A 20,230-nucleotide genomic window follows, 5' to 3' on the forward strand; every position below is an offset into this window, starting at 1 on the left:
TTGGACTTTTCCACAGCCCATTTCTCACCAACAGAAATTCAAAAACAAAACCAGGATTTGGTGAACCATGCTAATGACTTCTTAACTGATGAAGACAGTGGCTTACCGGTTTTCTTAGAACCAGAAGCTGTGCAACTACTTAGTTTTTGGTGCCGTACCCCACAACAAATGCGCCGGTTTATTGGTATCATCCTGAATGCTAAATATCGAGTTGAAAAGGATCATCAAGATATTGACGTCATAATCCCGCTTTACGACGAAGAACTAAAACCTTTGATGACTAAAGCCTTAAGACGCTACTTTAACGCCCTTAGAAGCAATGAGAAGCACATCAAGAACGTGGAAAACTACTTGTACGGCACCATGCAAAACCTATTTGGCATTTGGTGGAATAAACAAGCGGCTAGAGAATGTGCGGCCAAACACCCTAAAGAACAAAATATTGATAACGAGCGTTCTTGAAATTAAACGTCATATTAGCTCGTTTAAGCCGTTTTAAGTGCTACATGCATAATTATATTAAAATCGCTTTAAAATCGCTTAGAAGCAAAAATAGGCACCTTTAGTGGCTAAATCGGCGATGACTGAACTAAGGGAATGTGAAAGGAGCTTTTTAAATGACCAAATCCAGCAAAGAAGTTGAAAAAATTGAGCAATTATTGGCTGACCCCTGGGCAGTCGATATTCAAGACATTTGGGAGCAAGCAGCCCATAATCCAGATCCTGATAAACGCAAGCTGTTTGACGCGTTACACACTTACCTCTTAGATAAACGCCAAGAACAAATCATCAATGAAAAGCATTTCGTGATTTAACATGAGTGAGCTAAAGAGATACATCATTGTGGCTGGGATAAACGGCGCTGGTAAAAGCACTTTATATCGCGCGAGGCCCGAATTATTTACTCACTCCAAACGATTAAATGCCGATGAAATCCTCCAAAAAATGGGTGGTGATTGGCATAAAGAGCGTGATAATTTTAGGGCAATGCGCGAAGAAATAAAACAACTCCACGCGGCTTTAGATACCGGGCAGAGTATTCATGTTGAAACAACCTTGGCTGGCCAAGGTAGGGCGCAATTGAATTTAATCGATCGGGCCCACAAGAATGGCTTTGAAGTAACGCTTTTATACGTGGCGTTAAAAAACGAAAAAGTCGCAATTAATCGGGTTCATGAACGAGTCAAAAAAGGTGGGCACGGAGTACCAGACGAAGTTGTTAAAAAACGCTATAATCAATCAAACCATAATTTAGCAGCGGTTGCATTCAAAGCTGATAACGTTGTGATCTACGATAATAGCCAAAAATTTGTATCAGTTTACAGACGAGAGCATGACCAGGTGATCAAAAATAATTTGCGTGATTTTCCTTGGATAAATTCCAAAATTACCTTTGAAGCATCTATACAGAAACAACTAAATGACTTTGTTAAAAACAATCCAGATTTAAAAGTTAGAAATCCCATGAATGATTCAGAAAATAAAAACGATCGGCCTAGTTATTAGGTTGATCGCTTTTTAATTTATCCGGTTTATGGGCGTTAACATAGTCAGCAAATGTTTTTAAAAGTTCTTCGGTTTGTTCGACCGAGAGGTTATTAGCTTGAAAGTACTTTTCTAATAAGGCCCCTTTTTGAATTAATCGGCGAGAACGGGCTTTGCGGGCTTGCCGATTTTCATAGTATTTAGATTGCCGTAATTTAAAATCTTCCCGCTCAATTTTTTGTTTTAAACGCGCTTGCTACTCGACTAGTTTTTCATATTGATTAGACATGGAATTTCCCCATCTTGTATGGCTAATGATCGACGGACTTTACCTTTAAAAATTCAGAAAATTGCTTGGCTAAAAGCTTAATCTGATCGTTAGACAAATTAGCATAATCTAAATTGGCTTGACTGATGATTTGTTTACCTAGCCGTTGTTCAATCTTATTTTTTTCGTCCTTAATTTTTTGATTAAGGGCTTTTAATTTAGCTTCTTGTTTTTCTAAGTTGCTTTGAGACATAACGATCCCTCCAATCATATTAAAAATAATCACCGACACTATATCATACAGAGAATGCTAAGTCAAAGGATAAAGGTTGAAATAGCGAAGCGGAAGGCATACACTAAAAGTAAATTCAGGAGAATCAGCAGGCCGAGTGAAACGAGGTCAATGCGCACTTACACATAGAATAAATTCTATGTTGTGCTAACCCCCAAATACCTGTATTAGAAGTCGCCGATGGCGACAACAGAAGAAAACCCATAGAATCAAAGTAAAGAGGTGACTAACATGGCAATATTTCATATTAGTTTTAGTAATATTAGTGCTGGAAAAGGACGAAGTGCCATTGCCAGTGCCGCTTATCGAAGTGGTGAAAAATTATTTGATGATAAAGAAGGCCGCCACTATTTTTATGCCCGCTCGGTTATGCCAGAAAGCTTTATTTTAACCCCCGAGAATGCACCAGAATGGGCCAGTAATCGAGAACAATTATGGAATGAAGTTGAAAATAAAGATCGTAAATCAAACTCACGGTATGCCAAAGAATTTAACGTGGCTTTACCGATAGAATTAAGTGAATCCGAACAGAAAGAATTACTGACAAAATATGTGCAAGAAAATTTTGTCGATCAAGGTATGGTAGCTGACGTAGCAATTCATCGCGATCACCAAGACAATCCGCATGCACATGTGATGTTAACCAATCGCCCATTTAACCCCGATGGTAGTTGGGGATTAAAAGCAAAGACGCAGTACATTAAAGATGAAAATGGCAAGCAACTTTTAACCAAAAGCGGGTTTCCAAAACAAAGAAAAATTTGGTTGGTTGATTGGGATAAAAAGGAAAAAATTAATGAGTGGAGAAAAAATTGGGCGTTGATTGTTAATCAGTTCTTAGCACAAAAAAATATTCCGGATCGGATTAGTGAAAAATCGTTTGTCGATCAAGGGATTCAAGAGACACCTACCCAACACGAAGGCATTAACAGCCAAAGAAAAAATCGAAAAGCATTTAATCAACAAGTTAGCGCGCAAAGAAACGCTCAAGCTAAATATCATAATCTTGACGAAAAGATAAGAAATCATGAACATTTTGACGCGTTAACTGACGAGCTATCGTTCTCTGAAAAACACACAATTAGTCATCTAAGTCAGCAATTGAAAACCTATGTCGATTTAGAACATTTAGATGATAAACAGCACATGCTGTTTAATTGGAAAAACAGCTTATTAATCAAACATGCCATTGGTGAAGATGTAACCAAGCAACTGCTGACTATTGACCAGCAAACGACATCGCTAGCACAAGCTAACCAGTTGTTAAATAAAGTGGTGGAACGAGCAACGAAAAAGCTTTATCCGGAACTTGATTTTGAACAGACAACCGCGGCTGAACGTCGGGAACTGATTAAAGAAACTAATAGTGAACAAACGATTTTCAAAGGTAGCGAATTGGCAGAACGGTTAGCGGATATTCGAAACGACTTATTAACCCAGCAATTATTGACGTTTACCAAGCGGCCATATACCAGTTGGCAGTTAGTTAATCAGCAAGCCCAAACAATTGAGAAGCAATTAACCACGGTGCTAGCCAAACATGGTCACCAGTTAGACGATTTGAAGCATACTGATCGGGGCGTGCTAGCCGCTTATCAACCTAACGAACTCGAATTCATTTCTAAAGCGGTGAAAAATTTACGGGTCATGCGGGAAGTTAAAGCCGTAGTGCAAACCCAATACAACAGCATTCTAACGACTGCTTTTCCGGACAGTGACCTCGATAAGCTAGAGACGATTGACAAGGAGCAAATCTATACCGCTGTGGTTTACTATGATCCAGAATTAAAGCCATTAAGCGCCAATGATCTTAGTCAATTGCAACAGCAGCCACCGGTCGTCTTTACTAGTCAGCAACACCAAGCTGGTTTGAATTACCTGTTAGGTAAAATGGAATTAAAAGATATTCAGAACCACCGATTACAACGGGTCTTAAAACATGATGGCACTCGGCAACTGTTTATCGGCGAATGTGGCCAAGATCCTAAGTTGGATCACAAACAAATTGAAATGGTGCAAGCCCGTTTGAAACAACAGACAACACGGTTTGATCAATATAAGCAAGACCAAATTAAGGACTATCAGGCCATTAATTATTACCTAACTAGCCCGAAAAACTACCTGACTAATATTTTGGACGAAGCCTTAATAACCATTTTATATGCAAAAAATACAGACTATCTAAGAAAGCAGCAACTACGTGGCTTAAAAGAGACCGAGTGGGCAATGACGAAAAAGCAGCGGCAACACCAAACTCGAAACCGGCATGAAGATGGAGGGTTGCACTTGTAATCTAAATGTAAAATTAAAAGTGCACCAACGTGCTCATTTAATGGTACAATGAATCTATAATATAGGGAAAGGAGTATTCACATGTGACAAAGAAACAGGAATGGTTTAGCTTAGCTCAAGCTAGTCTCAAGCTTGAACGAGGTAGTACGTACGTGAGTGTTTGGCTAAGACGGCACCCTAACGAGTTGCCAAGTGAAATGCTCATGGAAACGGGCAAAGTTAAATTAATATCTGAAGATGGCATTGAATGGATTAAAAACCACATAAAAAAAGAGGGCGTCCTCGTAAGCAGTGAAGTTGCTAACGGGGATCAGCACCTGGAAGTTACGATTCTAGGTGTCACCCTCCTAACAATCCATTTTACCGGGCGGGTTAGGGGAAAGCTAGTTGTTTAGCGTCCCTAACGCGCTTTTTTTGAGGAGGTGATCCAATGAAGGTAGAAAGCTGGCAAGGCATTAATGGCAAGCTAGTTCATGATGATCAAAAGGCGATTGTGGTTGATGATGAGCAAGCATTGACTGATCCAAAACAGTTACAAGCAATTTTAGATCAAGACGGCCAGCCAATCGACGAAGTTCGCCGAGCAATGATGAAGAAGACGGTTAAACGTCAGCTAAAAACGCCGCCATTAAAACTTAGGGGCTGGTTTAATCGCCATCAAGACAGTCAAAATGCTAAAAAGGCCGAAAAATTGGTGAGTGACAAACCGACCCATCAATATAAGCAGATCAAAAATGAAATGACCTTTTTTGGTGAGAGTTTCCTGGAAGGCTTCTTAGGCTTCTATGGCTTAGAAGTTGATAACGCCTTAGGCCGTTACGAACATAATTTGCATGTCTTAGAGACCCAAGAATTAGGTCAGTCAGAAAAAGAGTATTACTTAGCCACAAATGAAAATGGTCGCGTCAAATTAGCCACTGATCCGTTACCAAGCCAGCAAATTGCTGAGGAACAATTGAACAAGTTCTATCAGCGTGAGCCAGAAGAAACGCAGGCAGAACAAATTCAATTAAGAACATCAGAAGACGATAGGAAGGAGGAATAACATGAAGTTCAGCAAAGTAAAAGCGTTAGCAACTACTGGAGCTACTGCAATCTATTTGGGCTTGATGAACGCCCAGGTTATTTTGGCGGCGGACGGTGGTGAAGTTAAAAGCAAGCTAACCAGCGCTGGTAAGACGATTCAAGGTATTTTAACTGGGTTGGTCGTTTTAGTCGGGATTTGTGTCGCGCTATTTATTATTATCAAAAGAATGCCTGACGCAGACGATCCGCGAGAGAAATCAGAGGTTTATCACGCGGTTGGTCGGGTGGCTGGTTTAGTGGCCCTAGCGGCAGCGATTATCTGGCTATTACCTTGGGTTTACAGCCTATTCACTTAATTTAAAAAGGAGCCTGCCAAATGAAGAAAGGAAAAGAATTTATCTTCCCAGAGAACGTAGATAAAGATTACGGGATCTGGAAAGACTACACCTTGAAGGATTTTGGCGTAGCGGGACTGGCAGGACTAGTGGGTTTAATTTTTATTGCGATCCCACCCTATGGTCTGATTTTAGTCCTGATAAAAATAGTGATTGTTGTCTTAGCCATGACGATTGTCATGGCTATTTTAACAATTCGGCCAGTTGCGGCGCGGAAGAATATTAAAGTGCGGGATAACTTTAAGCTGAAACGCCGCTATGCCAATGGTCAGAAACTGTTTTATTTAAAACCGAAGAAGCGAGGTGAACTAAATGCGTTTGAAGAAGAACAAAGCCGCCAATAAATCAGCCAGGCTAGATTGGGATTACCAACCGCCCAAAATCAATGGTGGCAAAGAGACCATTGATGACATGAGCTTGGTGGTGGGTATGTATGGTAATTACGAAGTTACCAAAACCGGTAATCTCGTTGGCATTTTGGAAGTTAGTGGGATCAACCTTGATCTACTTAATGAAACCGAACAACAGGACGTTTTTGAGGACTATGGCGCGTTTCTCATGAGTACCTTAGGTGAAGGCGTTGATGACACGTTACAGTTCTTAGAACCGACGATTCCCGTCAATATGACGGCTTATCTCAATGGTCTCAAACGGCGGTATCTCGCCTTACAAAAAGACCACCCGGAGCAACAGTTCAAAATCCAGCTCATAGCCAGTTACTTGGATCACTTTACTAAAGTCCAAGAATCCAAAAACATGACAACTAAGCAACATCTGCTAATCGTTAAGGTACCGATTAAAGACAAAAGTGTTAAGAGTTTAAATCTAGCGGTCAGTCATTTAGACGAAAAAATCGAACAGGTTAAGCGGGATATTGAAAATGCGTTAACGGACTTTGATGTGACGGCCAAAGTGTTGACTAGTCAAGAAGTCCAAGAGATTTTAAAGAACTTAATCAATTTCAATGGATAGGAGGCAACAGGATGAGTTTTGGTGATAAGGTCATTGATTTATTTATGCCAACTAAAAAAGAGCATAACCAAGGCAACAGCGACCAAACGGGTAGTAAGCCCAAACCGGAGGTTGAGGATTTTACCAAGCTGATTGATCGCGATAGCTTGCATTCGCTATTCCCGTTTAGCTGGGAACAGTACCCCACCTACGTCCAGTCGGGCGAGAATTTTATTCGGGTGTTAGCGATTGCTGACTATCCCAAGCGGGTGTATGGCAACTGGTTGTCAGAATTGAAGCGAAAAAAAGGCGTCATCGATATTGTGCAATATATCGACAGCGCCAGTAACAATTCAATGATTACCTATTACAAGAAGACGATTCAAAATAAAGAAGCGCAGAAGCTGAATACGTTCGACCCGTATAAAAAGAAAATTCTGCAAAATTATATTGATTCAGCCAACATGCAACTAGATAAATACCTCGATAATTCTACCACATTTGTGTACCAACATATGCTGATTTATCTGCGGGCCAACAGTTTAGCAGAACTAGACGACTTAACCGACAACGTTAAGAATACCTTGATTAAGCTACAGATGAAGCCCTTAGTGCCCGTTAAAGCAACTTTCCAAGCATTTTGGTCAACCATGCCAATTAACGAGAACCTCATGGGGGATTACACCTATAAAGAGAGTAATACCGAAGTCGCCAGCAGCATGTTTCCTTTTGATGACGCTGAAATTCTGGACTTAAAGCCGAGAAGCGATATTGAAGGAGTTAATAAAGATACCAACAGTTTAATTGCCGTGGATATGCTGGATCGCAATAAGACGCTTAATCAAAATCAAGTCATTATCGGGACTTCCGGGGTTGGTAAAACCACCTATATGATCCAGAAAATCTTACGCTACGCCATTCAAGACTATCAAATCTACATTATTGATCCAGAAAATGAATATACCAAAATTGTCGAAGCCCTGGGTGGGGCAGTCTTACACCTAACTTCTAATGCTAAGTACAAAATTAACCCGCTACAAATCTTTTCCGAAGAAATCTTAAGCGCCGATGAAGCGGTCACAAACCTTGATTTATTAGTCAAAGATAAAATCCAGCGATTAAAGGGATTCTTTGAAGTCCTTAAAACCGGCATTACCCAAGTTGAGATGGCAATCCTTGATGATGTCGTTAAACAAGCTTACGTCAACAGTGGTGTTTTGAAATACAGCCGCTTAAAAGAGATTAAAGACGATCAGTGGCCGACCTTATCCAATGTTTATGACGAATTGGAGAAACTGGCTGATAAAGACGAAGACAAATTCAGTCGGGTTAAAGACTTTTACTACATCTTAGGCAGCTATACTCATGGTTCTAACAGCCTATTTGACGGTCACACCAACGTCAACTTAAAGGGGAAGATCATTTCCTTTGATTTAAAGCCACTACAAAGTGAACAGGAAGTCCAATCAGCGGCTTATCTGAATACCTTCCAGTATTTGTGGGACGAAATTACCAAAGATCGGCATAGCCGCAAGAAATTGTTTGTCGATGAATTTCATTTCTTGACCTTGCACAAAGCAGCCGCCACCTTTTTCCACCAAGCCTACAAGCGGTTTAGAAAGTATAATGCTGGGGCGATTGCCGGAACGCAGCAAATTCAAGATGTGATCGAAGGAACAACAGATACTGGGCAGAACATTGGGGAAGCCATTATTGGGAACTCCTATACCAAAGTGTTCTTTGGCCTTGATGGCAAAGGCGTTGATGACGTCATTACTAAGTTGCGTATGACGTTCTCAGATAAAGAAAAGAAGCTACTAGAACGTCGTAGACAAGGCGAAGCCCTGATGATCTATGGCAGCCAACGTGCCTTTATGCGCGTCGAGTTGACCGAAGAAGAACTACGACTAATCGACCCAGAAGCTTACCAAGAAAAATACAACCGTGATACACCTGAACAGCCAAATTATCAAAAGAGAGTTGTATTGACACCAAGTGAGATTGATACCTTAACAACCACAGAAGAGAAAGGGGGAACTTTAAATGAGTAAAGACTTAGAACTATTAAATATCGAAGTTGGGACGTTTAAACGGATAAAAGATAAACTCATTCTTGAGCTTGATCGTAGCCAATTTCGTTATGACAATATTAGTGAATTAAATGAGCTGAAAAAAGAAACCCTAAACTTTTTACAGCTGCTAAATATCGTGGAACAAGATGAAAGAGTTGTACTTACCTATGCTTTACCCGATCGGGTAAAATCTTTGAAGTCCTTGCCACATGAAAATAAAGCGATCCGAACAGCCATAGCTAAGGAAATTATGGCGCAAAATGTGGTTGCTGATAGCCAGTATCACATTGCGTTGAACCCAGCTAACCTCTGGTATTACCCCATGCAACATGTTTGGTACGCCTATCGGGCCAATGAACTCATGCCCTATGATGACAAGCACAGCAATTTAGCTAAATACAAAGCGCTGATTCTATTTTGTTTGACGGGGACACCCTATGAACGGCTATTAAGCAATCCTAAAGAAGCCCTAGCTAAACACCCGGACGACTATTTACAACAAGTAGCTAAAGCTACGTCGTTAAATGAGTTAACGGAAGTGGTTAATGGCATTGAGGATTTTGTGAGCTATCACGAATGGCAGGCAGTTGAAACGGCCCAACAGAAAACCAAACAACGTTTATGGTTGAGCGTGGCCGGAGTGGCGATTGTGGCCGTTTTGGCTGTCGGTTTAGTCCATAAAAGTGACGAACGGCAATATCAAAGCTTAGCTAACCAGAACCAAGCCCAGGTCATGCGATTAAAATATAGCGGTCAAATTCAAACCGCTTTAAATGATCACAAGTGGTCAGAAGCGCAAAAAGATATGCAACGGGCCGGCTATCCTTCAACTAAGCAAGTCAGTGTCTTTTTAAAGCATCGTCAATACCAGCAAGCTTTAAACGTTGACCCAAGTCAGTTGAACAAGGTTGTTAATGCGGCTTATGCCAACCAAGATAACAGCCAAGTGGCTGATTGGCAGTTACCAACTAAGGCGACGAGCAAGCAAAAAGACCAGTTGAAACTTGAAAAAGCGATTGTTAATTATGATACCAATACGCTTAATAACCAATTATCCTTTACGACGAACGCTGATGTTTTATTGAGAATGGGACAAGCCTTCCTAGCCCATAACGATACGCAAGACGCCCAGACCGTCCAAACCAAATTAGCCGGTGTGAATAGTCCTAAAGCTAAGTATTTAAAAGCCCTGTTAAGTCTCAATGCCGCTAAGAACGAAGTTAGTGACACCCAAAAGAAGTTAGATGACGCCAACAAGATTGATGGTAGTAAAGATAAGGACAAAGACAAGAAGGTGGATTCGGCTAAGTCGGACTTAAAGAATGCGCAGAGTGACCAATCAGCAGCGCAAAAACAAGTCGATCAGGCCAAGCACAAAGTGGGTGATTAAATGCAGGTATTGTCGTTTGAATATAAGAAAAAGAAGTGGAAGTTGATTGCTTATATTGTGGGCGGCGCCATTCTGCTAATCATCTTGCTGATCGCCGCGATTACTGGTCAGCTACAAGAAAACAGTTGTGATAACTCAACCACCATAGAGACGCAATTAGATAGTAAGAGCATGACGGAAAATGCCAAAAACATTTATGCGCACTGGAAGCAAAAGTATGGTGCCACCCCACAAGCGGCCGCCGGTATCTTGGGCGTCTTACAACTAGAAAGTCGCCTTGATCCTAAGTCCGTCAATTCAAGCTCCGGGGCCACGGGCTTAGCCCAGTGGTTAGGCGGCCGTAAAGATAAGTTGGAGGACTTAGCCCACAAAGAAAACAAACCAGCGACCAATCTCGGGGTTCAGTTGGACTATCTCGATCAAGAATTGAACAGTAGTTACTATGCGTCAAACAAGCAGATCTTTAAATATACGGACGTGCACAAAGCGACGAAAGCCTGGTTAATGGATTACGAGGGCATGAGTAAGAACCCGGAACAATGGTATCTAAGCCAAAGATACGGGTATGCCGATCACTGGTATTCCGTGTTCGGGGCGAGTGATCCCGTGGCCGGTAATACGTTAGATAATGCAAGTTCAGGAGATCTGACCGAGTTAGGTTGTGATAGTGACCCGAGCTATTCTGGTGGTAGCATTGTTAAAAACGCGGAAAGTATGAAGGGCGACTTCTATTATGTTCAAACCCACCCTAGCCCCGATTTAGGTAGTGATTTAAAGAATCCTAACAAAACCGGTGGGACAGATTGTTCAGGCTTTGTCTGGTTAGCGCTTAATAAAGCTGGTTACAAGGTACCGGATAACATGGGCTGGTTTACCGGCGCGATGGCCAGTGACGCCAAAGGTAGCCATCAATACTTGAAACAGATCAGTGAAAATGACGCGAAAGCCGGCGATATTGTCATCGTCAATCAAGGTGCGGGAGCCGGAAACAACGGCCATACTGCCATTCTGCTAGGCAAATGGCAAGGCAAAGCCACCAAAATCATTGAACAAGGTGGCGTAGGCGACAAGGTTAACGAAAGCACCTTTGGCACCGCTTTTTATAGCTTACTAAGTGGTAGCGATGTAACGTTAGCTCGGCCAATCAAGAAGTAAGGAGGAACCAACAAATGAAGCGTAGCGTGGTTTTAAGTATTGCACTTGGTAGTTTGATCTTAATTATGTCATTAGGAACGAATGCTTATCAACATAGCCAAGTTAAGCAGGCGCAACAACAGATCAGTCGCTTACAACAGCAGAAGCGCCAAGTTAGTCAGCAATTGACTAAAACCAACCAACAAAAGCAGTTATTGAGCACCCAAATTGACAGTTATAAGACCTACCAAAATAATAAAGACAAAAGTCAGGCTGAACTGAGTTTTAATACGGTAGTCACCAGGTTCTTTAAGGTCATGAACAACTTTAAGCCCAAGACCTACGGACAGCGTAAAGATGGCGTGAAAGACTTGATTTCCGACAAGCTATATCAGCAATACTTTTCAAACAAAGGCACGTATGGTGATAGCAATAGTGTTTCAGCTAAGTTAAACCAACTGAACCTGTATACGCAAAGCAAGCAGGGGCAAAACATGAAGGGCTTGACCGTCGTCAGTTATGAAAGTAAGAGTGGCAACAACGACTGGCAAAAGGCGACGGTACTTTATCAAGTGACTTTCGATACCACCACGGATCGAATCACTGATGTACAGAATCTTGGGAACAGTTTTAAAGCGAGTGACCTTGATTAAAAAAGTAAGCAAAGCCCTAGCGGTGATCGTGGTGATACTTGCAGTATTAGGCTTTGCAGGTCATAGCTATGTGAACCATGTTGAGAAAGAGAAAACAGTTGTGACGCTGGCTAAGCACCCTAAAAAAGTGTTGTTCTTCTATCGCGATGATTGCCCGGATTGCCAAGCTATTTTTCATCAGATTTATTGGCACAACGCAATCAGTCACAACATCGTCTTGATTAACATGAACCAACCGCAGAATCGGCATTACATTCAAAAATATCAATTAACGTCAGTACCAACCTTGATCCATGGCAAGCAACGATACTCCGGTACCAACCAACAAAGGATTAAACAGATAGTAGGTGATTAGATGAAAGACAAATTATTAAACAGCGTTAAAGTCAGCTGGCCATATCTACTAACGCTAATCATTGGCTTGTATTTAGCGGAGATTTTGGCCGGATCTGTCATGGCCTTGTCGCACTATAAACTAACTTTTGCGAATCATATGCCAACGGTGTTAAAGCAGTTAGCCTTACACCCCTGGCGCTATTACAACTTGTATTTGGGCCAAAAGAATCCGGTATTAATTATCGTCAGTATTGCTGTGGTACTATACACCGTCTATTTTGCCTTGAAACGGAACAGCAAGCATAAAGCTTGGGAAACTGCGGACACTGAAACCCACGGGAGTGCGACTTGGGGCAATCTAAAAGATTTGAGCGACCATTACTTTAGTATCAATGCCAAAGACCTCACCACAGCGTTTAACAGGAGCACCACAACAGAAATATTAGAGGCATTAACAAAACAAGAAACACAATCCAAGACAGGCAAGTGAAAGGAAGTAAGAAGCATGAACAGACCAGATTTATTAGTACGAATAGTTACGATCATCACGTTGTTAATTGCGATAGTTTTGTTCCTATTTCAGGGAGGGAGCACACTAACTTTTGTATTTACAATTATCACAGTCATTTTATCTTTCATTTATCAGTTAATCAGAATACAGATGAAAAAGAAGTAAATCAGAAAAATCATCTAAAGCTAACCGCATTGGAGGTAAACGCATGAATGGGACAATTTTAGGAATCGTGGATAAACAAATTGTTTACCAAAATAACAGTACCAAACCCAACCGGAACATCTTTGTGGTTGGGGGCCCAGGATCGTATAAGACTCAATCAGTCGTGATTACCAACCTGTTTAACGAAACGGAGAACAGCATTGTCGTAACCGACCCGAAAGGGGAATTATACGAAAAGACGGCCGGTATCAAACTAGCCCAGGGTTATCAAGTACATGTCGTCAACTTTGCCAACATGGCGCACAGTGATCGCTACAATCCTTTTGATTATATTCAACGGGATATTCAAGCTGAAACCGTCGCCACGAAGATCGTTCAGAGTGAAAATGCCGAAGGCAAAAAAGATGTGTGGTTTAGTACCCAAAGACAGCTTTTGAAGGCTTTAATCCTGTTTGTCATGAACCACCGGTCACCAGAACAACGGAATTTGGCGGGTGTGACCCAAGTGTTGCAAGAAAACGATGTGGAAGCCGAGGAAAAGGGCGCAGATAGTCCGTTAGATATCTTGTTTCTTGATTTAACCATGACTGATCCAGCGAGACGCGCTTATGAGTTAGGGTTCAAAAAAGCCAAAGGGGAAATGAAAGCCAGCATTATTGAAAGCCTGTTGGCGACCATCTCGAAATTCGTTGACAAAGAAGTGGCTGATTTTACCAGCTTTTCTGATTTTGATTTAAAAGAGATCGGCAATGACAAAGTGGTGCTATACGTGATTATCCCCGTCATGGATAACACTTATGAAAGCTTCATCAATCTGTTTTTCTCACAATTGTTTGATGAATTATACAAATTAGCCGCCGATCATCACGCTAAATTGCCCCACCAAGTTGACTTTATCCTTGATGAATTTGTCAATTTAGGGAAGTTTCCTAAGTACGAAGAATTTCTGGCGACGTGCCGGGGGTACGGTATTGGCGTGACGACCATTTGTCAGACCTTAACCCAGCTACAAGCCTTGTATGGTAAGGATAAGGCCGAAAGTATCTTAGGTAATCATGCCGTTAAAATTTGCTTAAATGCTGCTAATGACGTAACTGCTAAATACTTTAGTGATTTACTAGGAAAATCAACGGTTAAAGTGGAAACGGGAAGTGAAAGTACTAGTCACAGTAAGGAAGAGAGCCACAGTAAGAGCGATAGTTACAGCTATACGAGCCGTTCGCTGATGACACCTGATGAAATCATGCGTATGCCTGAAGATCAGAGCTTATTAATCTTTAGTAATGTCCGACCAGTCAAAGCTACAAAAGCGTTCCAATTTAAACTATTTCCAGGAGCCGATCATTTGGTTAACTTGTCACAAAACGATTATCAAGGCCAACCAGAAGCCAGCCAGGAAACCCACTTTAAGAATAAGGTAGATAAGTGGAATCAGACAGTTAAAGCACAGCACCAAGCCAAAAAAGACGATCAAACAACCGATGACGAAGAAGACAAATTGCAGGATAATATCGATCAAGAATTAGAGTCTAGACATAAGAAAATGCTTGGATAATGGAGGATATATTAATGAAAAAATATTGGAAATATATAATCGCTGTGATGACAGTGTTACTGATTGCTGTCGGTCTAACCGCCTGCGGAAAGTCTACAGCACAGGATTTGCAAAGTAATAAATGGTATCTCAACCAAAAAGGACAAAGCTACAAAACCCAATTTAATAAAAAAACAATGATTATTGAAAGCCCCTTGATGAATGTAAATGCCAATTATTCAGTCAGTAATACTTCTGGTAAAGAATATTTAAAAGTAAATACTGATGATGAGAAAAATCAAAAATTTGAATTAACTCAAATTAGCGATGGTTATAAAGCTAAAGCAATAAATAAAACTGCCAAAGCAGATGACGGATTAGGAAGCTTTGAATTACAAAAAAGGAAGTAATAGATATGTTTGTTTTAGGTGATATTTCAGGACTGGTTCAGGGAGCGATTGCTAAGTTTTTTGAATGGGCACTGTCTGGTTTGTTGGACGGTTTATTCAACATCTGCAAGGCCATTATTGACCAGGCCAATCAAAGCTTGCCAATTGTTAAAACGTGGTATGCCATCTTCCTGTCCTTTGCGACATCGTTAGTCGTTGTGGTCGTCCTTGGCCGCATTGTGATGACAATTCTAAAAGAGGCAGATGAAAGTACAGATGTTACTTGGGCTAATATTATCATGGACGGGATTAAATCAGCGGCCGTGATTCCGGTTTTCGTGTTTTTACAGGGCTTTATTCAAGGTTCAATTACCTTGCCCCTGCTAAAGTATATGTTTAGTTCTGATCAGAAATTCACTGCTAAATCAATTACCGGCATGAATAAAGTTCCTGGGCTAAAAGATGTTGGCATTTCGCTACCCTTACAGATTTTGTTTCTGCTAATCTTCACTGTCGTAACCGTCGTGTTCTTTATCAAGATGTGTGTGTTTGTGGCTGATATGGCTTGGTATAACCTGACGATTCCTTTAGCTGCAATGAGCATGGCGACCGAAAGCTTTGATTATAGTGGTACGTGGTGGAAGAAGTACATTTATTACAATGCTTCCATTATTAGCCAGGTGCTTTGTATGTCATTATCAGTATGGTGTTTCACTAATATGGCTAAATATGGGTTTATTGCTTTTATTGCTTCAATCGGATTCGGTTTTCTGGTGGTCAAAACACCTGACGCCGTTAAAGACTTTTGGGCTTCAACCGGTGTGACTAAAAGTACTGGTATGGGTGCCATGAGAATTTTTCAAAATTATTTCCGTAACCACTAGGAGGAAAAATAGTTATGAAGAAAATCGCACACTGGTTATTGGAAAAAGCCAAAAAAGATATGCGAACCGATCCTTTTACAACACCTTCACGGCGGACTAAGCTGTCTTACTATTTTGATAACTTAGTTAGCATGGTCTTCTATATAATGGGAATTTACCTCATGTTAATGGATTTATACCAAGAGCTTTTCACGGCGAACCATACCGATTTTTTAGGAACTGCGCTAATGGCCTTAGTTTTACTGCTGGGTGGCTTATTATTCCGTTGGTCAGCCTATGCAGATCTCAAAGCCATCAACCGGTATCAACATTATTTGAAGCAACAATCGATAGAGCAACAACAAGCATTACGCCGGCAAGAATGGTTAAAGTCGGCTGAACAAGGCAAAACAGAATTAGAACAAAAGCTGAATCATAAGGAGTGAACGAACATGACCACTGTTATCTTAGCTGAAAAACCCAGTCAAGCCCGTTCATACGTCCAAGCCTTTCAAAAGAGCACAAAAAAACAGGGTTACTATACGGTTAGCGACCCTGTTTTGCCCGAAAATACGCTTGTCACATATGGTCTCGGACATTTAGTTGAACTAGCCACACCGGATAAATATGATCAGAAATATCAGCAATGGGCCTTATCTAATTTACCGATTTTCCCCGATAAATACAAGTTTGTGGTGTCAGCTAGTAAAAAAGATCAATTCAAGGTCGTCAAAGACCTGTTAACGAAGGCCGATACCATTATTGTTGCCACCGATAGTGGTCGGGAAGGCTCTAATATTGCGTGGTCAATCATGAGCCAAGCCCAGATTGACGTTAAAAAGAAGACCATTAAGCGGCTATGGTTGAATAGCCTAGAAAAAGACGCCATTATTACCGGATTCAAAAATCTTGGTGATTGGCACAAAGATTATTTGGCTTATAAAGAAGCCCAAACTCGTCAAATTAGCGATTGGTTGATCGGCATGAATGGTAGTCCCTTATATACTTTATTGTTGAGACAAAATGGGGTGCGTGGCGTGTACTCGATTGGTCGCGTGCAGACGCCAACCTTGTATATGGTCTATCAAAGAGACCAGGCAATCAAAAACTTTAAGCCGGAACCCTATTTTGAACTAAATGCGGAAATTGTAGCTAATCAGCAAAAATTCGCCGCAAAATTAGACCCCTATCAGCGATTTAAAGACGAAACAGGGCTAATGACATTCATGCAAGCTAAACGCGTTCAGAAAGGCTCACAGGGCGGTTTAATCAAGGACGTCCAAAAACAGGCTAAAAAGCGTGCTAGTCCCCAACTATTCTCACTATCCAGTCTGCAAAGTGCCATGAATAAACGTTATCACGCCAGCGCCAGCCAAACCTTAGCAGCCATTCAAAGTTTATATGAAGCCAAGTTGTTGAGTTATCCCCGCACCGATTGTGCTTATATCACTGATGAAGAATTTGAGTACTTAGTGGCTAATCTGACGAAGTATCTGGGTTTAGTCTCTAAGCCAGTCGCTTTAACCAATACCACCCCAAATAAACGTTACGTCAATGGGAAAAAGGTTGAAGAACATTACGCCATTATCATGACTAAAGTTGTGCCGACTAAAGAGAAACTAGCCAGCTTACCTAAATTACAGCAACAAGTCTATGACCTGGTTTTAAGAACGACGTTAGCGATGTTTGCTGATCCGTACGAGTACGAGGAAACCACCATTATTACCCAAGTTGGTGACGCCAATTTTAAAGCAACCGGTAAGGTCCCAACTAAGCAAGGTTGGCAAGCATTATTTGATGAAAACAAAGCCGACCAGCAAGAGGCAGCCACCTTACCGCTCGTTCACCAAGGCGATCAAGTCCAAGCAAATCTGCAAACACCGCAAAAAGAAACGACACCACCGGTACCCTTTACCGAAGGTACCCTGATTACGGCCATGAAGACCGCCGGCAAAACGCTTGATGATGAAGCAGCCCAAGCAATTCTCAAAGATGTGCAAGGCATTGGGACAAGTGCGACCCGGGCCAATGTGCTGGAAGTGTTAAAGAAACGCGGCTACTTAGTTACTGAAAAGAATAAGTTGCACGTCAGTGAAGCCGGAATCACTTTATGTAAAGCAGTCGAACTCGAACCCTTGCTAACTAGTCCAGAAATGACAGCTAAATGGGAGCAAGCATTACAGCAAATCAGTACCGAAGAACGCACCCCAGATAACTTTTTGAGCCAGATTAAGAAGTTTGTGGCGAAGTTAATTGCTGATGTCCCCACACAATTAACCGGCAATTCAGCCATTAAGCAACAAATCAATCACCAACAGCAAGCACAAAAGTCCGACGAGGTCTTCTTAGAAACACCGCAAGCGACCGTTTTAAATAAACAGAAGTTTTACATTGTGAAACCCAAGCAAGGCGAAGACTTTACTCTACCCAAGAAATGGAGCAGCAAAGCCCTCGGTAAAACTGCAATTAAAGCGTTGGTCACCAAGGGGGAAACGAGCAAATTAAAGGGTTTCAAGAGTAAAAAAGGAAAGTCGTTTGACGCCAAGTTAAAGCTTGACGGCCATAAATTAAGTTTTGATTTTGATTAGAACCTGCCTACCGCCCTGCACGTTGTTGCGGGTTGGTGAACCCGTTGTTTAGGTTCACCTTTATAAAGCCAAAAGTAAACCTAAACAACGGGTGAGATTAGCAAAGCAAAGGAGATCATAAAATGGATAATAAATTAGAAGTCATTGGGAGTGAATTACCAGTTTTGCAGGCTAAAGGAACCTACAAGTATCTAAAAGAAATCACTGGTAACGGAGCCTATTATCAAGTGGCTTGGCAAAAATTGTCTGACGGTTACGTTGCCCTTTATGGCACGACCTCAATTCAAACAAAAGTGGCTCCCATACTGAATGATATTTTTGAAGATGAGGAGGGGTAACTTATGCCAAATAAAGCAAATGTTAAGGCTTGGAAAGCACAATTAGTCGCCCAGGCTGAACAGCAAATCCTAAAATTAACTGATAGTGACCAATTTAAACAGTATCTCAATACCCTGGCTAAATTTCATCGTTATAGCGCCAGAAACATTGATTTAATTTATGCGCAAAATCCTCAAGCCACTCAAGTCGCCGGTTTTAAGCAATGGCAGAAGGCTTTTAACCGCACCGTCAACCGGGGCGCAAAAGCGATTCGGATTGCGGCTCCGATCATTAAGAAGCTAACACCAGCCGAGCAGAAGCATCTTGATACCACCGATGAGCGCGCCATTGTCGGTTATCGCTATCTACCCGTCTTTGATGTGGCACAAACTAGCGGTGAACCAGTGTTAAGTGCTAAAGACTTTGTCAAAGAAAATTTGGCCGATCATCAGAATGTGACAAGCTTATATAACGCGTTCAAAGATTATTTAAACCAGCAAACCGACCTTAAAGTCAGTGAAGTGCCTTTAGCGACGCTAAATGGGGCTAAGGGGTATTTTCAACCCAGCACTAATGAAATCGTCATTGGTGGCGATGAGCCTGACAATGCTTTGAAACTAAAGACGTTATACCACGAATATGCGCATAGCCAGCTACACGGCATAAAATCAGCCTTTAAAGATCGGCCACGAGCCTATCAGGAAACCCAGGCCGAAGCGGTCGCATATGTTGCCATGCAAAATATTGGCGTTGATACCAGCAACTACTCACTCGGTTACGTGGCCACCTGGGCTAAAGATAAAGCCGTGATCCATAGTGCTTTAAGTGAAATCCAGCAAGTTAGCAACAAAGTGATTGAACTTAGCGATGGCTTAACCAAACAATTAGGCTTACAAGAAGCCCCAAAAGAGCCTGCGCATGATCTAAAAAAGCTATCAGCCCATGATCTTAATAAGTCCTATCAAGGCTTGCAACAACAAGTTCAGCAAGCAACTAATCCACAACAAAAATCAGAACTAAAAAATAAATTAAATGATGTACACCATGAAATCAGTGAGCGAACACAAAAGCAACTGCAAGCATTTGCTAAAAAGAATCCAGAAATTAAACAACCAGATTCTGAACCCGATCAAAGTCTAAAACGTTAGCCAGTTTTTAAAGGGCATGCTATAATGGAAACAGAAAAGGAAGCCCCGCCGAAAACAGGGCTTCCCACGCAAGCCGCTTCAAAGGCGGTGGCATAATTACAAAACTATATTAATGTCGTCCCGTAACTCGCCAAAGTTATAATCGGGGCGGCTTTTTTATTTGTGGTGCTTGTCGATATAGCTGAGTAGCGCGATTAAAAACGTGCCAAACAGCAACATCAACGAGAGTGCCTGGAAGACGCTCATTGACTGTGAAACCTTCCTGAAGATTATTCCATGTTCCCATGGGCCTCACCTCGCAAGGGAAAAGACAGCCACCGCCCTTAAAACTTCCTGCTTAATCTATTATACAGAAACTTTGACGAGGAAACCAAATTTCATCTTAATATTGTTATCAACTGTTTCAGTGAAAGTTGCGCT

At 41.5% G+C, this 20,230-nt stretch carries 25 protein-coding genes; 22 read left to right on the forward strand and 3 right to left on the reverse strand.

Annotated elements, in window-relative coordinates; genetic code table 11:
- The 3 genes from RI501_RS13335 to RI501_RS13345 all read left to right on the forward strand — a co-directional run.
- Positions 1-462, forward strand: a 462-nt coding sequence (locus RI501_RS13335; RefSeq protein WP_313823558.1) for a replication initiation protein RepA, incomplete at its 5' end; no start/stop codon positions are given.
- Positions 463-617: 155 nt separating this feature from the next.
- The gene (locus RI501_RS13340) at positions 618-815 is read left to right on the forward strand and encodes a hypothetical protein (protein ID WP_057799489.1); all 198 of its coding nucleotides are present in this window, start codon (positions 618-620) and stop codon (positions 813-815) included.
- Between the two features lies 1 nt (position 816).
- Positions 817-1,506, forward strand: a complete 690-nt coding sequence (locus RI501_RS13345; RefSeq protein WP_265000465.1) for a zeta toxin family protein — start codon at positions 817-819, stop codon at positions 1,504-1,506.
- On the opposite strand, the gene RI501_RS13350 is transcribed toward RI501_RS13345, so the two are convergent.
- On the reverse strand, positions 1,496-1,720 hold the full coding sequence (locus RI501_RS13350; RefSeq protein WP_313823624.1) for a hypothetical protein: 225 nt from the start codon (positions 1,718-1,720) through the stop codon (positions 1,496-1,498). The genes RI501_RS13345 and RI501_RS13350 overlap by 11 nt on opposite strands.
- A gap of 76 nt (positions 1,721-1,796) precedes the next feature.
- A complete protein-coding gene (locus RI501_RS13355) occupies positions 1,797-2,024 on the reverse strand; it encodes a hypothetical protein (protein ID WP_003555660.1) in 228 nt (75 codons plus the stop codon).
- 252 nt (positions 2,025-2,276) lie between these two features.
- On the opposite strand from RI501_RS13355, the gene mobQ reads away from it, so the two are divergent.
- The 19 genes from mobQ to RI501_RS13450 all read left to right on the forward strand — a co-directional run bounded on the left by mobQ (position 2,277) and on the right by RI501_RS13450 (position 19,810).
- Positions 2,277-4,337 carry a MobQ family relaxase gene (gene mobQ, locus RI501_RS13360; protein WP_313823571.1) on the forward strand — a complete coding sequence of 687 codons (2,061 nt, stop codon included), beginning with the start codon at positions 2,277-2,279 and terminating at the stop codon, positions 4,335-4,337.
- An 83-nt stretch (positions 4,338-4,420) separates the two neighbouring features.
- On the forward strand, positions 4,421-4,732 hold the full coding sequence (locus RI501_RS13365; RefSeq protein ID WP_008212308.1) for a hypothetical protein: 312 nt from the start codon (positions 4,421-4,423) through the stop codon (positions 4,730-4,732).
- A 35-nt stretch (positions 4,733-4,767) separates the two neighbouring features.
- On the forward strand, positions 4,768-5,382 hold the full coding sequence (locus RI501_RS13370) for a hypothetical protein (RefSeq protein ID WP_313823573.1): 615 nt from the start codon (positions 4,768-4,770) through the stop codon (positions 5,380-5,382).
- Between the two features lies 1 nt (position 5,383).
- The gene (locus RI501_RS13375; protein WP_313823575.1) at positions 5,384-5,719 is read left to right on the forward strand and encodes a CagC family type IV secretion system protein; all 336 of its coding nucleotides are present in this window, start codon (positions 5,384-5,386) and stop codon (positions 5,717-5,719) included.
- Between the two features lie 20 nt (positions 5,720-5,739).
- The gene (locus RI501_RS13380; RefSeq protein WP_313823577.1) at positions 5,740-6,102 is read left to right on the forward strand and encodes a conjugal transfer protein; all 363 of its coding nucleotides are present in this window, start codon (positions 5,740-5,742) and stop codon (positions 6,100-6,102) included.
- Complete coding sequence (trsD, locus tag RI501_RS13385; protein ID WP_313823579.1) at positions 6,071-6,730, forward strand: TrsD/TraD family conjugative transfer protein; 660 nt, start codon at positions 6,071-6,073, stop codon at positions 6,728-6,730. Before RI501_RS13380 ends, trsD begins: the two co-directional genes overlap by 32 nt.
- An 11-nt stretch (positions 6,731-6,741) precedes the next feature.
- Positions 6,742-8,760, forward strand: coding sequence for a VirB4 family type IV secretion system protein (locus RI501_RS13390; protein WP_313823581.1), 2,019 nt, complete (start codon positions 6,742-6,744; stop codon positions 8,758-8,760).
- Complete coding sequence (locus tag RI501_RS13395) at positions 8,753-10,171, forward strand: type VII secretion protein EssB/YukC (protein ID WP_313823583.1); 1,419 nt, start codon at positions 8,753-8,755, stop codon at positions 10,169-10,171. The genes RI501_RS13390 and RI501_RS13395 overlap by 8 nt, the downstream gene beginning before the upstream one ends.
- Positions 10,172-11,326, forward strand: coding sequence for a phage tail tip lysozyme (locus RI501_RS13400; protein WP_313823585.1), 1,155 nt, complete (start codon positions 10,172-10,174; stop codon positions 11,324-11,326).
- A gap of 14 nt (positions 11,327-11,340) precedes the next feature.
- On the forward strand, positions 11,341-11,958 hold the full coding sequence (locus tag RI501_RS13405; RefSeq protein ID WP_313823587.1) for a hypothetical protein: 618 nt from the start codon (positions 11,341-11,343) through the stop codon (positions 11,956-11,958).
- Positions 11,945-12,313 carry a thioredoxin family protein gene (locus RI501_RS13410; protein ID WP_040537815.1) on the forward strand — a complete coding sequence of 123 codons (369 nt, stop codon included), beginning with the start codon at positions 11,945-11,947 and terminating at the stop codon, positions 12,311-12,313. Before RI501_RS13405 ends, RI501_RS13410 begins: the two co-directional genes overlap by 14 nt.
- Positions 12,314-12,784, forward strand: a complete 471-nt coding sequence (locus RI501_RS13415) for a conjugal transfer protein (RefSeq protein WP_313823591.1) — start codon at positions 12,314-12,316, stop codon at positions 12,782-12,784.
- Positions 12,785-13,013: 229 nt separating this feature from the next.
- On the forward strand, positions 13,014-14,525 hold the full coding sequence (locus RI501_RS13420; protein ID WP_275957159.1) for a VirD4-like conjugal transfer protein, CD1115 family: 1,512 nt from the start codon (positions 13,014-13,016) through the stop codon (positions 14,523-14,525).
- A gap of 14 nt (positions 14,526-14,539) precedes the next feature.
- Complete coding sequence (locus RI501_RS13425; RefSeq protein WP_128384014.1) at positions 14,540-14,914, forward strand: hypothetical protein; 375 nt, start codon at positions 14,540-14,542, stop codon at positions 14,912-14,914.
- A 5-nt stretch (positions 14,915-14,919) separates the two neighbouring features.
- Entirely contained in the window at positions 14,920-15,777 is an 858-nt protein-coding gene (locus RI501_RS13430; protein ID WP_099236152.1) for a conjugal transfer protein TrbL family protein, read from the forward strand.
- 14 nt (positions 15,778-15,791) lie between these two features.
- Positions 15,792-16,202: a hypothetical protein gene (locus RI501_RS13435; protein WP_021731006.1), complete on the forward strand. Its 411-nt coding sequence runs from the start codon at positions 15,792-15,794 to the stop codon at positions 16,200-16,202.
- A gap of 6 nt (positions 16,203-16,208) precedes the next feature.
- Positions 16,209-18,344 (forward strand): type IA DNA topoisomerase, encoded by a 2,136-nt coding sequence (locus tag RI501_RS13440; protein WP_313823601.1) that lies wholly within the window; start codon positions 16,209-16,211, stop codon positions 18,342-18,344.
- A gap of 122 nt (positions 18,345-18,466) precedes the next feature.
- Positions 18,467-18,682, forward strand: coding sequence for a hypothetical protein (locus RI501_RS13445; protein WP_039106706.1), 216 nt, complete (start codon positions 18,467-18,469; stop codon positions 18,680-18,682).
- Positions 18,683-18,685: 3 nt separating this feature from the next.
- Positions 18,686-19,810 carry an ArdC-like ssDNA-binding domain-containing protein gene (locus tag RI501_RS13450; RefSeq protein WP_313823604.1) on the forward strand — a complete coding sequence of 375 codons (1,125 nt, stop codon included), beginning with the start codon at positions 18,686-18,688 and terminating at the stop codon, positions 19,808-19,810.
- Positions 19,811-19,966: 156 nt separating this feature from the next.
- On the opposite strand, the gene RI501_RS13455 is transcribed toward RI501_RS13450, so the two are convergent.
- A complete protein-coding gene (locus RI501_RS13455; protein WP_107696660.1) occupies positions 19,967-20,056 on the reverse strand; it encodes a putative holin-like toxin in 90 nt (29 codons plus the stop codon).
- Between the last annotated feature and the right edge of the window lie 174 nt (positions 20,057-20,230).

The sequence above is a fragment of the Levilactobacillus zymae genome, from assembly GCF_032190635.1.
Lineage (GTDB): Bacteria > Bacillota > Bacilli > Lactobacillales > Lactobacillaceae > Levilactobacillus > Levilactobacillus zymae_A.

Coding starts and splice junctions, on each gene's coding strand:
- RI501_RS13440 (WP_313823601.1), top strand. CDS start 16,209: ATGACCACTGTTATCTTAGCTGAAAAACCCAGTCAAGCCCGTTCATAC.
- RI501_RS13445 (WP_039106706.1), top strand. CDS start 18,467: ATGGATAATAAATTAGAAGTCATTGGGAGTGAATTACCAGTTTTGCAG.
- RI501_RS13400 (WP_313823585.1), top strand. CDS start 10,172: ATGCAGGTATTGTCGTTTGAATATAAGAAAAAGAAGTGGAAGTTGATT.
- RI501_RS13435 (WP_021731006.1), top strand. CDS start 15,792: ATGAAGAAAATCGCACACTGGTTATTGGAAAAAGCCAAAAAAGATATG.
- RI501_RS13375 (WP_313823575.1), top strand. CDS start 5,384: ATGAAGTTCAGCAAAGTAAAAGCGTTAGCAACTACTGGAGCTACTGCA.
- RI501_RS13370 (WP_313823573.1), top strand. CDS start 4,768: ATGAAGGTAGAAAGCTGGCAAGGCATTAATGGCAAGCTAGTTCATGAT.
- trsD (WP_313823579.1), top strand. CDS start 6,071: ATGCGTTTGAAGAAGAACAAAGCCGCCAATAAATCAGCCAGGCTAGAT.
- RI501_RS13355 (WP_003555660.1), bottom strand. CDS start 2,024: ATGATTGGAGGGATCGTTATGTCTCAAAGCAACTTAGAAAAACAAGAA.
- RI501_RS13430 (WP_099236152.1), top strand. CDS start 14,920: ATGTTTGTTTTAGGTGATATTTCAGGACTGGTTCAGGGAGCGATTGCT.
- RI501_RS13390 (WP_313823581.1), top strand. CDS start 6,742: ATGAGTTTTGGTGATAAGGTCATTGATTTATTTATGCCAACTAAAAAA.
- RI501_RS13420 (WP_275957159.1), top strand. CDS start 13,014: ATGAATGGGACAATTTTAGGAATCGTGGATAAACAAATTGTTTACCAA.
- RI501_RS13395 (WP_313823583.1), top strand. CDS start 8,753: ATGAGTAAAGACTTAGAACTATTAAATATCGAAGTTGGGACGTTTAAA.
- RI501_RS13405 (WP_313823587.1), top strand. CDS start 11,341: ATGAAGCGTAGCGTGGTTTTAAGTATTGCACTTGGTAGTTTGATCTTA.
- RI501_RS13340 (WP_057799489.1), top strand. CDS start 618: ATGACCAAATCCAGCAAAGAAGTTGAAAAAATTGAGCAATTATTGGCT.
- RI501_RS13345 (WP_265000465.1), top strand. CDS start 817: ATGAGTGAGCTAAAGAGATACATCATTGTGGCTGGGATAAACGGCGCT.
- RI501_RS13415 (WP_313823591.1), top strand. CDS start 12,314: ATGAAAGACAAATTATTAAACAGCGTTAAAGTCAGCTGGCCATATCTA.
- RI501_RS13450 (WP_313823604.1), top strand. CDS start 18,686: ATGCCAAATAAAGCAAATGTTAAGGCTTGGAAAGCACAATTAGTCGCC.
- RI501_RS13455 (WP_107696660.1), bottom strand. CDS start 20,056: ATGAGCGTCTTCCAGGCACTCTCGTTGATGTTGCTGTTTGGCACGTTT.
- RI501_RS13425 (WP_128384014.1), top strand. CDS start 14,540: ATGAAAAAATATTGGAAATATATAATCGCTGTGATGACAGTGTTACTG.
- mobQ (WP_313823571.1), top strand. CDS start 2,277: ATGGCAATATTTCATATTAGTTTTAGTAATATTAGTGCTGGAAAAGGA.
- RI501_RS13380 (WP_313823577.1), top strand. CDS start 5,740: ATGAAGAAAGGAAAAGAATTTATCTTCCCAGAGAACGTAGATAAAGAT.